At 67.8% G+C, this 12438-nt stretch carries 11 protein-coding genes; 9 read left to right on the forward strand and 2 right to left on the reverse strand.

Translation table 11 applies throughout. From position 1 onward, the window contains the following. Positions 1 to 10: 10 nt before the first annotated feature. The 9 genes from bamA to ASC70_RS14435 all read left to right on the forward strand — a co-directional run bounded on the left by bamA (position 11) and on the right by ASC70_RS14435 (position 9505). Positions 11 to 2374, forward strand: coding sequence for an outer membrane protein assembly factor BamA (gene bamA, locus ASC70_RS14395; protein WP_056051194.1), 2364 nt, complete (start codon positions 11 to 13; stop codon positions 2372 to 2374). Positions 2375 to 2376: 2 nt separating this feature from the next. Further along, positions 2377 to 3015 (forward strand): OmpH family outer membrane protein, encoded by a 639-nt coding sequence (locus ASC70_RS14400; RefSeq protein WP_056051198.1) that lies wholly within the window; start codon positions 2377 to 2379, stop codon positions 3013 to 3015. A gap of 53 nt (positions 3016 to 3068) precedes the next feature. Continuing rightward, the gene (gene lpxD, locus ASC70_RS14405; protein WP_056051199.1) at positions 3069 to 4088 is read left to right on the forward strand and encodes a UDP-3-O-(3-hydroxymyristoyl)glucosamine N-acyltransferase; all 1020 of its coding nucleotides are present in this window, start codon (positions 3069 to 3071) and stop codon (positions 4086 to 4088) included. A 2-nt stretch (positions 4089 to 4090) separates the two neighbouring features. Continuing rightward, positions 4091 to 4570: a 3-hydroxyacyl-ACP dehydratase FabZ gene (fabZ, locus tag ASC70_RS14410; protein WP_047405842.1), complete on the forward strand. Its 480-nt coding sequence runs from the start codon at positions 4091 to 4093 to the stop codon at positions 4568 to 4570. Further along, positions 4567 to 5358: an acyl-ACP--UDP-N-acetylglucosamine O-acyltransferase gene (lpxA, locus tag ASC70_RS14415; RefSeq protein ID WP_056051201.1), complete on the forward strand. Its 792-nt coding sequence runs from the start codon at positions 4567 to 4569 to the stop codon at positions 5356 to 5358. Before fabZ ends, lpxA begins: the two co-directional genes overlap by 4 nt. Before the next feature lie 10 nt (positions 5359 to 5368). Continuing rightward, positions 5369 to 6211 carry an LpxI family protein gene (locus ASC70_RS14420; protein WP_056051202.1) on the forward strand — a complete coding sequence of 281 codons (843 nt, stop codon included), beginning with the start codon at positions 5369 to 5371 and terminating at the stop codon, positions 6209 to 6211. Next, on the forward strand, positions 6208 to 7383 hold the full coding sequence (lpxB, locus tag ASC70_RS14425) for a lipid-A-disaccharide synthase (protein ID WP_255355031.1): 1176 nt from the start codon (positions 6208 to 6210) through the stop codon (positions 7381 to 7383). The genes ASC70_RS14420 and lpxB overlap by 4 nt, the downstream gene beginning before the upstream one ends. Positions 7384 to 7475: 92 nt before the next feature. Continuing rightward, positions 7476 to 9245, forward strand: coding sequence for a flagellar hook-length control protein FliK (locus ASC70_RS14430; protein ID WP_056051208.1), 1770 nt, complete (start codon positions 7476 to 7478; stop codon positions 9243 to 9245). Further along, positions 9242 to 9505: an EscU/YscU/HrcU family type III secretion system export apparatus switch protein gene (locus tag ASC70_RS14435; RefSeq protein WP_047405834.1), complete on the forward strand. Its 264-nt coding sequence runs from the start codon at positions 9242 to 9244 to the stop codon at positions 9503 to 9505. Before ASC70_RS14430 ends, ASC70_RS14435 begins: the two co-directional genes overlap by 4 nt. Before the next feature lie 55 nt (positions 9506 to 9560). Here the strand turns inward: ASC70_RS14435 and gltA are convergent, their stop codons facing one another. Both gltA and gltX read right to left on the reverse strand, forming a co-directional pair. Then, a complete protein-coding gene (gene gltA / locus ASC70_RS14440) occupies positions 9561 to 10841 on the reverse strand; it encodes a citrate synthase (protein ID WP_047405830.1) in 1281 nt (426 codons plus the stop codon). Positions 10842 to 10908: 67 nt separating this feature from the next. Further along, entirely contained in the window at positions 10909 to 12336 is a 1428-nt protein-coding gene (gene gltX, locus ASC70_RS14445) for a glutamate--tRNA ligase (protein WP_056051209.1), read from the reverse strand. Positions 12337 to 12438: the final 102 nt, after the last annotated feature.

Here is a 12438-nt window from a genome sequence, read left to right on the forward strand (position 1 = left end):
CCCTCCGCCCATGATTGGTCACATGAACAAACTTCGCGCCCACAGCGCCGCGTTCGCCACCGGTGTGGCGCTGCTCCTCGGCTCGACGGCCCTGACGGCTCCGCAGCAGGCCTTCGCCCAGGCCGCTCAGACGGTCCAGGTCCAGCGTATCCTGGTGCAGGGCAACGAGCGGATCGAGCAGGGCACGGTGCTGTCGTATCTGCCGATCCAGCCGGGCGACACGGTCGATTCCCAGCGCCTCGACTTGGCGCTGAAGACGCTGGCGCGCACCGATCTGTTCGCCGACGTGAAGATCGAGATGCAAGGCGGCGACCTGATCGTGAAGGTCGTCGAGAACCCGATCATCAACCAGGTGGTCTTCGAAGGGAATTCGTCCCTGAAGGAAGACAAGCTGAAGGACGAGGTCCAGATCCGCCCGCGCGGCATCTTCACCCGCGCCAAGGTCCAGGCCGACGTCCAGCGCATCATCGAACTCTACCGTCGTTCGGGCCGCATTTCGGCGACCGTGACGCCCAAGGTGGTCGAGCTGCCGCAAAAGCGCGTCGACCTGGTGTTCGAGATCAGCGAAGGCCCCAAGAGCGGCGTGCTGGGGATCAACTTCCTGGGCAACAGCGAGTACTCGGACAACGACCTGCGCGACGTGGTCGTGACCAAGGAAAGCCGCTGGTACAAGATCCTGACCAGCAACGACAACTACGACCCCGACCGGATCGAGTACGACCGCGAGCAGCTGCGCAAGTTCTACCGCAATCGCGGCTATTTCGACTTCCGCGTCGTTTCCTCGGTGGCCGAACTGGCCCCGGACAAGAACGGCTTCGCCGTCACCTACACGCTCGACGAGGGCCCGAAGTACAAGTTCGGAAAGGTCACCGTCGAGACCGAGCTGAAGAAGCTGGACGGCAATCTGCTGGCCCAGATCCTGCCGATCCGCTCCGGTCAACTCTACGAGGACGAGCGTATCGAACAGGCCACCGACGCCCTGACTTTCGCGGCGGGCGCGGCCGGCTTCGCCTTCGTGGACGTGGTGCCGCGCTACGTGCCCAACCGCGAGACCAAGACCGTCGACGTCGTCTTCAAGGTCCGCGAAGGGCCACGCGTCTATGTCGACCGCATCGACATCGTCGGCAACACCCGCACGCTGGACTACGTCCTGCGCCGCGAGCTGGAGGTCGCTGAAGGCGACGCCTACAACCGCGTGCTGGTCGACCGCTCGAAGAACAACATCCGCCGTCTGGGCTTCTTCAAGGAAGTCGAGATCGAGGACACCCCCGGCTCGGCGCCTGACCGCACCAGCCTGAAGGTCAAGGTCGAGGAGCAGCCGACGGGCGAACTGTCGTTCAGCGCCGGCTACAGCTCGGTCGACAAGCTGGTGCTGGACGTCGGCATCACCGAGCGGAACTTCCGCGGTCGCGGCCAGAACCTGCGCGCCCGCGCCTCGGTCGGTTCGCTGCGCCAGCAGATCGACTTCGGCTTCAGCGAGCCGCGCTTCCTGGGCCGCAACCTGGTGGCGGGCGTGAACCTGTACACCTTCCGCTACGACCTGTCGGACTACGCGGCCTACGACACCAAGTCGGTCGGCGGCGACGTCCGCTTCGGCTTCCCGCTGACCAACGACTCGTCGATGAGCCTGCGCTACACGATCCGCCAGGACGACGTCAGCGTCGCCGACAGCCTCTGCACCAGCGGTTCGGTGTCGCAGATCCTCTGCCTGCAGCGCGGCGCCTATATCACCTCGCTGATCGGCTACGGCCTGCGCATCGACAAGCGCAACGACCCGATCAACCCGACCCGCGGCTGGTTCGCCGACCTGAACCAGGATCTGGCGGGCGTGGGCGGCGACGTGAAGTACCTGAAGACCGAGGCCGACGCCGGCTGGTACTACGGCTTCACCAAGGACCTGGTGTTCAGCGCGACCGGCTCGTTCGGCTATATCGAGGGCTGGGGCGGCGACAACGTCCGCATCAACGATCGCTTCTACCGCGGCGGCACCTCGTTCCGCGGCTTCGAGATCGCCGGTATCGGTCCGCGCGACATCTCGAGCACGAACAACTCGATGGGCGCCAAGCTCTACGCCATCAGCACCTTCGAGCTGACCGTTCCGACCTTCCTGCCCGAGCAGTACGGCATCAAGGCCGCCCTGTTCAGCGACGTGGGTACGGCCGGTCTGCTGGATGATGTGGATCGTCAGAAGTCGCCTGGCGTCTTCGATCCGAACATCAAGGACAACCTCGGCCTGCGTGCGACGGCCGGTATCTCGATCGACTGGAAGTCCCCCATGGGTCCCATTCGATTCGATATCAGCCGCATTTTGGCCAAGGAAAGTTACGACCGAACCGAAACGTTCCGGTTCTCCACCTCCACAAGGTTCCAATAAACATGTCCAAGTTCCTGTCCGCGGCCGCGTCCAGCGTCGTCGCTCTCGCCATCGCGTCCAGCGCCTCGGCCCAGACCGCTGCTCCCGCGGCGCCGGCTGCTCCGGCCGTCACGCACGGCTCGGTTCTGCCGGGCGTCTGCATCTTCTCCTACCAGCGGGCCGTGGGCCAATCGCAAGTCGGCAAGGCCGTCAATGCGCGCCTGGGCACCATCGCCCAGCAAGTGAACGCCGAACTGTCCGGCGAGCGGACGGCTCTGGAAAATGAGTCCAAGGCCCTGGACGCCAAGAAGGCGACCACGGCGCAGGACGCCCTGGAGCAGCAAGCCGCCACTCTGCAGGCCAAGGCTAACGCCTGGCAACGCAAGGGCCAGCTGCGCCAGAAGGAAGTCGAAGTCACCGAGCAAAAGGCGCTTGCCCGCGTTTCCCAAGAGCTCGATACGCCGATCAAGCAGGTGTATCAGGCCCAGAAATGCAGCCTTCTGCTGGACCGCGAGTCCGTGATGCTGGCCAACCCGGCCATGGACATCACCGACGCCGTCGTCGCCGCTCTGGACGCTCGCATCAAGACCCTGACCTTCGACCGCGAACGTCTGGACCAACAGGTCCCGGGCGCCGCGGCTCTGCAACCGACCAACAAGTAAGCGAATCGTCTCCTTTAGGTTTACCTAAGGGAACGTTTTCGCCGTGAGGAACCATGCCGGACCCGCGTTTCTTTGACAGCCTGGGTCCGGCATCGCTTTCCGAGTTGGCCCGGGCCGGCGCCGCCGAACTGGCGGATGCGGCCTGGGGCGATCGCCTGATCGCCCGCGCCGCGCCGCTCGACGGGGCTGACGCCGAGGCGATCACCTTCTTTTCCGACGCCAAGCGCAAGGACTCCGCCGCGGCCACGCGGGCCGGAGCCTGTTTCGCGCGCCCCGAACATCGCGACTTTCTACCTTCGACCTGCGCCGTCCTGCTGACCAAGCATCCGCAGGCGGCCTGGGCGGCAGCGGTCGGACGGCTGCACGCGCCGCGCCGCCATGATCCGTCCGCGCCCGCCGTCCACCCGGAGGCGACGCTGGAAGACGGCGTCCTGCTGTCGCCGAACGTGGTGATTGGTCAGGGCGCGCGGATCGGACGAGGCACGCGGATCGGTCCTGGCGCCGTGATCGGCCCGGGCGTCTTGATCGGCCGGGACTGCGTGATCGGGCCCAACGCGGTGATCGGCTTTGCCCTGGTGGGCGACCGGGTGTCGGTCTCGGCGGGCGCGGTGTTGGGCGAGGCCGGTTTCGGCGCCGCCATCGGTCCGGGCGGCATGGTCGACTTGCCGCAGCTGGGTCGGGTGGTGATCCAGGACAATGTCACGATCGGCGCCAACAGCTGTGTCGACCGGGGCGCCTTCGGCGACACCACGGTCGGCGAGAACACCAAGATCGACAACCTCGTGCATGTCGCGCACAACGTCCGTGTGGGGCGCAATTGCGTGCTCGCGGCCTATACAGGGCTGTCGGGCAGCACGATCGTCGGCGACGGCGTCGCGTTTGGCGGCAAGGCCGGCGTCGCCGACCACTTGAACATCGGCTCGGGCGCGAGCATCGGGGCCGCCGCCTCGGTGTTCAAGGACGTGCCGGAAGGTGAAACTTGGACGGGCTTTCCGGCGCGGCCGCTCAAGCGGTGGCTCCGGGAGACCGCATGGCTGTCCCGCATGGCGGGCGGCCGAGGGACGAGGGGCTGAGTATGGGCCAGAACGCCGAACAAACGGTGCGGACCGACATCGACATCGCGGAGATCCTGGCGCGCATCCCGCACCGCTATCCGTTCCTGCTGGTCGATCGGGCCGAGGCCTACGAGCCGCATAAGTCGATCGTCGGCATCAAGTGCGTGACGATCAACGAGCCTTTCTTCCAAGGCCACTTCCCGGGCAATCCAGTCATGCCCGGCGTGCTGATCATCGAGGCCCTGGCCCAGACGGGCGCGGTGCTGATGAGCAAGTCGCTGGAAGTCGACACCGAGGGCAAGACCATCTTCTTCATGTCGGTCGACAACGCCCGCTTCCGCAATCCTGTGCGCCCCGGCGACGTGATCCGCATGGAGGTCGAGGTCGTCCGCGCCCGTTCGTCCATCTTCAAGTTCAAGGGCGTGGCCAAGGTCGGCGACAAGGTGGCCGCCGAGGCCGAGTTCGCGGCCATGGTGGTCGACACGGGACCCAAGGCATGACGATCCACCCCACGGCCATCGTGGCGCCCGAAGCCAAGGTGGCCTCGGACGTCGAGATCGGGCCCTACAGCATCGTTGGTCCGGACGTGACCCTGGAGGCGGGCGTCCGCCTGCTGTCGCATGTGGTGGTGGAAGGCGCGACGACGCTGGGCGAGGGTTGCGTCGTGCATCCGTTCGCCAATCTCGGCGGGCCGCCCCAGCACCTGGGCCACAAGGGTGAGCGCACCGAACTCCTGATCGGCCCGCGCAACATCATCCGCGAGCATGTGACCATGCACACGGGCACGGCCTCGGGGAAGGGTGTGACCACGATCGGCTCGGACGGTCTCTACATGGTCGGCTCGCACGTGGCTCACGACTGCTCGGTCGGCGATTTCGTGGTGCTGGCCAAGGGCGCGACCCTGGGCGGCCACGTGGCCATCGGCGACTACGTGTTCATGGGCGGTCTCGCCGCCGCGCACCAGTTCTCGCGCATCGGCCGCTACAGCTTCATCGGCGGCCTGGCCGCGGTGACCAAGGACGTCATTCCGTACGGTTCGGTCTGGGGCAACCACGCCCACCTCGAGGGGCTGAACCTGGTCGGGCTCAAGCGCCGGGGTTTCTCGCGCGAGACGATCAACGCCCTGCGCGCGGCCTACCGCCTGATGTTCGCCGACGAAGGCACCTTCCAGGAGCGCCTTGACGACGTCGTCGAGATCCACGCGGGCAATCCCGAGGTGATGGAGATCGTCGATTTCATCCGCGCCGACGCCAACCGGCCGCTTTGCCTGCCCGAGCGCGAGGTCTAGACTCTCCGTCATGCGCAAGCTTGGTCTGATCGCCGGCGGCGGAGCGCTTCCCGTCGAGCTGGCCGCCCATTGCGAGGCCGCCGGACGGGCCTTCTCGGTCATGCGCCTGCGCAGCTTCGCCGACCCCACCTTGAGCCGCTATCCCGGCCAGGAGGTCGGCCTCGGCGAGTTCGGCAAGGTGTTCAAGGCTCTGCAAGCCGAAGGCTGCGAGGTCGTCTGCTTCGCCGGCAATGTGAAGCGGCCTGACTTCGCCGCCCTGATGCCGGACGCCCGAGGTCTGAAGGTTCTCCCCGGCCTGATCGTCGCCGCGCGCAAGGGCGACGACGCCCTGCTGCGGCGGGTTCTGGACGAGTTCGAGAAGGAAGGCTTCGAGATCGAAGGCGCCCATGAGGTGATGGGCGAGATGACCCTGCCGCGCGGACGGCTGGGCAAGCTGACGCCCGCCGCCGAGCACATGGCTGACATCGACAAGGCGCTGGTGGTGGCGCGTGAGATCGGCCGGCTGGACGTGGGGCAGGGCGCCGTGGTCTGCGACGGCCTCGTCCTGGCCGTGGAGGCCCAGGAGGGCACCGACGCCATGCTCCGCCGCGTCGCCGAGCTTCCCCAGGCCATCCGGGGCTCGGCCGAGCGTCCTCGCGGCGTGCTGGCCAAGGCTCCAAAGCCGATCCAGGAGACCAGGGTCGACCTGCCGACGATCGGCGTCGCCACCATTCAGCGCGCCGCGCGTGCGGGCTTGGCCGGCGTGGTCGGCGAAACCGGTCGATTGCTGGTGGTCGACCGCGACGCGGTGATCGCCTGCGCCGACGACCTTGGCCTCTTCGTGCTGGGGGTCGATCCGCAGGGACGCCAGTGAAGACGCCCTTGAAAGTCATGCTGGTGGCCGCCGAGGCCTCGGGTGACGCGCTCGGCGCGGGCCTGGCCAAGGCGCTGCGCGCGCGCTTGGGCGACAAGGTCGTCTTCGTCGGCGTTGGCGGGGCCAAGATGGCCGAGCAGGGGGTCGAGAGCCCCTTCGACATCGCCCAGCTGTCGATCCTGGGCATATTGGAGAGCCTGAAAGCCTATCCGAGGGCGATGGCCCGCCTGAAGGACACCGTGGCCCTGGCGGCGCGGGAAAAGCCCGATGTGGCGGTGCTGATCGACAGCTGGGGCTTCAACATCCGCCTGGCTCACGCCTTGCGAAAGCTGGACCCGAAACTGCCCCTGGTGAAGTACGTGGCCCCCCAGGTCTGGGCCTATCGCCCGGGCCGGGCGCGGAGTCTGGCCAAGGCGGTCGATCTGCTGCTGTCGATCCAGCCGATGGACAGGCCCTATTTCGACGCCGCCGGCCTCGAGAGCGTCTTCGTCGGCAACTCCGCCCTGGCCAAGCGTTTCGACCACGCCGACGCGACACGCGCGCGCGCGGCGGTCGGAGCCTCGGCGACCGATCCGATCCTGCTGGTCCTGCCGGGCAGCCGGCCGTCCGAGATCGAGCGGGTCATGCCGGCTTTCGAGGACGCCGTGCGGCGGCTGAAGGCCGACCGGCCGGAACTCGTCGTGGTCGTCCCCGCCGCCTACACGGTCGCTGAAGCCGTGAAGGCCCGCGTCGCCGGCTGGCCGTTCCGGGCCCATGTGATCGAGGACGAGGGGCTGAAGGACGACGCCTTCGTGGCCGGCGACGTCGCCCTTGCCTGCAGCGGCACGGTCACCACGGAGCTGGCCCTGGCCGGCCGACCCATGGTGGTCGGCTACAAGACCAGCGCGGTCACCTACGCCATCGCGAAACGCCTGATGAAGCCGCGCTGGATCACCCTGTTCAACATCGCCGCCGACAAGACCATCGCGCCGGAGCTGATCCAGGACGCTTGCGAAGGCGAGGGCCTGGCGCGGGAGGTGGCGAAGCTGCTCGACGATCCGGCGCTTCGGGTCCGTCAAGTCGCCGAACAGGATGCGGCGCTGGACAGGATGGGACGCGGGATGCGCGACCCGTCGGAAGCCGCCGCCGAGGCCTTGCTGGGCTTCCTGCGGGCGCGAGGCGTCGTCGGCTAGGCGCTCTCTCCCAAGGTCAAGCTTTCGAGGTTAACGGGTGGTTTACGCTCGCCCTCTATCTTTGAGGGAACTTTCGCCGTGGAGCCGTCGTCGTGGCCATCGACCCGACCACGCCCGTGACCCCCATCCTTCCATCCCTTCCGGCTGGAACCGCGCCGGATTCGGTCGCGGCCCTGCAGGCCCTGGCGCGTCAGGCGCTGACCAACGCGACCGCCCAACTGGGCGAGATCGTCGGCCGTCCCGCCGCCCAGGCGCCCAAGACCGGCGCGCCGGTGGAGCAGGTCGGGCAGACCTCGACCCAGGACACCGGCCACGCGGTTGATACGCCCGGCGCCAAGGGCGTGCCCGTCGCGACGCAGGCCTTGCCGGTCAAGATCGCCTCCGAGACCCGGATGGCCCGCGCGGTGCGCACCGCGGCGGCCGAGGCCGTACCGCGCCAGACGGGGCTGGCGCCGCTGATGGCCAATGTCCGCGCCGTGGTCGATCGCCCCGACATGCCGATCACGGTGAGGGAGGCGGGCAGGGCGCTGCTAGCCAGGACGTCCTCGGCGGCCGACATCGCGACACCGCAAGGCCTGCGCCGCGCCGTCGAGCGGTCCGGCGTGTTCCTCGAAGCCAACATGGCTCGCGCCGCGGCTACGCCGCCATCGGAGACGTCTCCGGCGCCGGTCCAAGCCACCGACATGAAGGCGGCGCTGCTGGTGTTTCGGGGCGCTCTGTCGGCCTGGCTCGCCCGCACCGCGCCGTCGGTCGCGGACGAAAACGTCACGCCCGAGACCGTGCCCACCCCGGAGGCCGAAGTCGAAGCCGCGCCGCCCGAACCTCGTGGCGCGCCTGCGCCGAAGGTTGCGTCGCCGACCTCGGTCCAGACGACTGCTCCCGGCGCGACAGCAGCTTCGGTTGCGCCGGACACCGCCTTGGTCACCGATGACGCGCCCGTCGTCACGACGCCCGTTTCGCCTCCGGCCGAACCAGGGCCGGCGGACGAGCCGACGTCGGCCGCCAAGCCGCCCACCCCGAACCCAAGCCCCGCCGCGCGACCACCCGAGGACGATGGGATCGCGGCGCGGTTCGGGTCGTTCGTGGCCACGCCCAAGAGCTCGTCGCCGCCGGCCGCCACGATCGGCCGTGCGGCGGTGTCGGCGCTTGTCCAGCTGGGCTTGCTGGCCGAGGAGGCCGCTCACGAAGCGCTCGCGACCACGCCGCCCGCCGAAGCCAAACCGCTGGTCGCGCGAGGTTATGGTCCGGCGACCGCGGAAGGCGCGCGACCCAAGAATCCGCCGCCGCCCTATGCCGGTGGGCCGATGGCGGGCCAGAGGCCCACGCCGCCCGAGTCGGCGGGCCAGGTCTCGACCGCCGACCTGGTGCGCCGCCTGCTCAAGGGCGCGAGCGGCGCCCTTGCGCGGCAGGACCTGATGCAGATCGCCTCACTGCCCGAGGCGTCCCACCACCACGAGGCCGAGGCCGCCGGGACCCGCCCGCAAGCCGCGCACCTGAACCTCGACCTGCCGTTCATGACGCCGCAGGGCGTGGCGGTCGCCCAGTTCGAGATCGGCCATGACGGCGGCGGTTCGGGCGGCGGCGCGGTGGGGCCGGCCGAACGCACCTATCGCGCCCGGTTCTCGATCGACGTCGAGCCACTCGGGCCTGTCCACGCCCTGGTGACCCTGACCGGCGCCCGCGCCCGCGTGTCGTTGTGGGCCGAACGCGCGGAAACCATCGCCCGCTTCCGGGCCGGCGAGGAGAGCCTGGCCGCGGCCCTGCGCCAGGCCGAGCTGTCGCCCGAGGTCGCCATCCATTCCGGCGCGCCGCCGACGCCTGGCGTCAGCGCGCTCGGCCATTTCGTGGACCAAGCCTCATGAGCGGGATCACCGGCCCGACGGGGCGTCCGCGCATCGCCGTGGCCTTGCTTTACGAGGATCCCAACGCCCCCAAGGTCGTAGCCTCGGGCCAGGGCTGGGTCGGCGAGAAGATCATCGAGACGGCGCGTGAGCACGGCGTGCCGATCGAAGAAGACCCGGTGCTGGCCCAGGCTCTGTCGGCGATCGAGGTCGACGAGGAGATCCCCGAGGCTCTCTACCGCGCCGTGGCCGAGGTGCTCGGCTTTCTCTTGAAGCGCTGAAACGAAAAAGGCCCCGCCGAGGCGGGGCCTGATCCGTTGTTCCGAGAAAAAGCGCTTAGCGCTTGTCGACCGGAACGTAGTCGCGCTGCGTCGGGCCCGTATAGAGCTGACGCGGACGACCGATCTTGCGAGTGGGGTCCTCGAACATTTCCTTCCACTGGCTGATCCAGCCGACGGTGCGAGCCAGGGCGAATAGCACGGTGAACATGTTGGTCGGGAAGCCCATCGCCCGCAGGGTGATGCCCGAATAGAAGTCGATGTTCGGATAGAGCTTGCGGTCGATGAAGTACGGATCGCTCAGCGCGACCTTTTCCAGCTCCTGGGCGACTTGCAGCAGCGGATCGTTGTTGTGGCCCAGTTCCGCCAGTACTTCGTGCGCGGTCTTCTGCATGACCTTCGCGCGCGGGTCGAAGTTCTTGTACACGCGGTGGCCGAAGCCCATCAGCTTGTACTTGCGGTCCTTCACGCCCTGGACGTAGTCCGGGATGTTTTCGACCGAACCGATGGTCTCCAGCATCTCCAGGGCTTCCTGGTTGGCGCCGCCGTGCGACGGGCCCCACAGGCAGGCGATGCCGGCGGCGATGCAGGCGAACGGATGCGCGCCCGACGAACCGGCCAGACGGACCGTCGAGGTCGAGGCGTTCTGCTCGTGGTCGGCGTGCAGGATGAAGATCCGGTCCATGGCGCGGGTCAGCACCGGGTTCGGCTTCCAGTCCTCGGCCGGCACGGCGAAGCACATGCGCAGGAAGTTTTCCGAGTACGACAGGTCGTTGCGCGGTGACACGAACGGCTGGCCGATCGTGTACTTGTAGGCGCGGGCGGCGATCGTCGGCATCTTGGCGATCAGGCGATGAGCGCTGATCTCACGCTCGCGGGCGTCGTCGACATTGATGCTGTCGGCATAGAAGGCCGACAGGGCGCCAACCGCACCGGTCATCACCGCCATCGGGTGGGCGTCGCGGCGGAAGCCCTGGAAGAAGGCGTCGAACTGCGCGTGCAGCATCGTGTGATAGGTGATGTTCTTTTCGAACTTGGCGAACTCGTCCGCGCTGGGCAGTTCACCGTTCAGCAGCAGGTGGCAGACCTCGAGGAACGAGGACTTCTCGGCCAGCTGGTCGATCGGATAGCCGCGGTGCAGCAAGATGCCGGCGTCGCCGTCGATATAGGTGATCTTGCTCTCGCACGACGCGGTCGAGGTGAAGCCCGGATCGAAGGTGAAGTGGTCGCTTTCGGCATAGACCTTCCGGATGTCGAGGACGTCCGGACCCGTGCTGCCCTTGAGGATCGGCAGGTCGTAGCTCTTGTCGCCGATCGTCAGCGTGGCTTTATCGGTCATACTTAGACCCCTTCATAATTGGAACGAGCAGTCCAACTTTCGCTTTTCGCGGGTGCGTTATAGCGCCTCATGCGCGCGGCGCTAGGGCGTCGTCAAGACGGCCCAAACTCTCTTCGCGGGAGAGGGCGGCCATGGTCTTGTTCAGATCGGGCGCCTGGGCGCCGCCGGTCAGGATGCCGCGTAGGGCAGGACCGAACTTGCCGAAGCCGACGCCCTCGGATTCCGCGAAGGATTTCAACACGGTTTCCAGAGTGGCGGCGTCGAACGCCGGCGCGGCGGCCAACTGGTCGCGCAGGCGCTTGAGCCGCTCGACCGTTTCCTCGGTCAATTGCTTTTGAGTTTTCTCTTCCAGCGGGAACGGGCGGGTCTTCAGTGCGAACGCACAGTGATCGACCAGTTCCAGGATGGTCTTGGCGCCTTCCTTGACCTCGGGAACCGTCCGCGCGATGCGTTCGCGCGCATCGGCGGGCAGGGGCTCGCCACGCTTCTGGGCCGCGTCGAGGGCCAGGTCCGTCAGACGGTCGTCGTCGGCCTTGCGCAGGTGCTGGGCGTTGATGTGGTTCAGCTTGGCCCAGTCCAGACGCGCCGGCGCCTTGACCACGTCCTTGACGTCGAACCAGCTGATCGCCTGTTCGTCGTTGAACACCTCGTCGTCGCCATGGCCCCAGCCAAGGCGCGCCAGGTAGTTGCGCATGCCCTCGGGGATGTAGCCGAGGTCGGCGAACTCGCCAACGGCTTGCGCGCCGTGACGCTTGGACAGCTTGGCGCCGTCGGGGCCATGGATCAGCGGAATGTGGGCGAAGGCCGGCACGTCCCAATCCATCGCTTGATAGATCAAGCTCTGGCGGGCGGCGTTGTTCAGGTGGTCGTCGCCGCGGATCACGTGGGTGACGCCCATGTCGTGGTCGTCGACGACCACGGCGAGGTTATAGGTCGGCGCGCCGTCAGCGCGCAGCAGGACCAGGTCGTCCAGCTCGATGTTCTTGAAGGTCACCGGACCTTTCACCAGGTCGTCGACCACGGTCTCGCCGTCCAGCGGACCCTTGAAGCGGATCACGTGCGGGACCGAGAGGTCGCCCTCGGGCGCGTCGCGCCAGGGCGAGCGGATGGCGCGGCCTTCGGCGCGGGCCTTCTCGCGGGCGACTTCCAGCTCCTCGACGGTCATCCAGCAGCGATAGGCGCGGCCCTTGGCCAGCATCGCCTGCACGACCTCGGCATGGCGCGGGGCGCGGGTGTGCTGGAACACGACCTCGTCATCGGATTCCAGGCCCAGCCAGTTCAGGCCTTCGAAGATCGCGGCGACGGCCGCCTCGGTCGAACGCTCGCGATCGGTGTCTTCGACGCGAACAAGGAACTTCCCTCCCGTATGCCGCGCATATAACCAGTTGAACAGCGCCGTGCGGGCGCCGCCGATATGCAGGAAACCGGTGGGCGAGGGGGCGAAGCGCGTGACGACGCCCGTCGTGGAAGGGCCGGTAGAGGAGGGGTTCGACATGGGCTTCAAGGCTGCAGGAGGCGCCGGGGCGGCGTCGGAAAACGCGGGCCGCGAAGCCAGGGCTACGCGACTTGGGGCGGCGCGTCTTAGCACGCCGGTTCG

Source organism: Caulobacter sp. Root343 (assembly GCF_001425745.1).
Taxonomy (GTDB): Bacteria; Pseudomonadota; Alphaproteobacteria; order Caulobacterales; family Caulobacteraceae; genus Caulobacter.

Bases quoted from the DNA above. Each gene is read 5' to 3' on its own strand.
- ASC70_RS14420 (WP_056051202.1), top strand. From the start codon at position 5,369: ATGCGCAAGCTTGGTCTGATCGCCGGCGGCGGAGCGCTTCCCGTCGAG.
- gltX (WP_056051209.1), bottom strand. From the start codon at position 12,336: ATGTCGAACCCCTCCTCTACCGGCCCTTCCACGACGGGCGTCGTCACG.
- lpxA (WP_056051201.1), top strand. From the start codon at position 4,567: ATGACGATCCACCCCACGGCCATCGTGGCGCCCGAAGCCAAGGTGGCC.
- fabZ (WP_047405842.1), top strand. From the start codon at position 4,091: ATGGGCCAGAACGCCGAACAAACGGTGCGGACCGACATCGACATCGCG.
- gltA (WP_047405830.1), bottom strand. From the start codon at position 10,841: ATGACCGATAAAGCCACGCTGACGATCGGCGACAAGAGCTACGACCTG.
- lpxD (WP_056051199.1), top strand. From the start codon at position 3,069: ATGCCGGACCCGCGTTTCTTTGACAGCCTGGGTCCGGCATCGCTTTCC.
- ASC70_RS14435 (WP_047405834.1), top strand. From the start codon at position 9,242: ATGAGCGGGATCACCGGCCCGACGGGGCGTCCGCGCATCGCCGTGGCC.
- ASC70_RS14400 (WP_056051198.1), top strand. From the start codon at position 2,377: ATGTCCAAGTTCCTGTCCGCGGCCGCGTCCAGCGTCGTCGCTCTCGCC.
- bamA (WP_056051194.1), top strand. From the start codon at position 11: ATGATTGGTCACATGAACAAACTTCGCGCCCACAGCGCCGCGTTCGCC.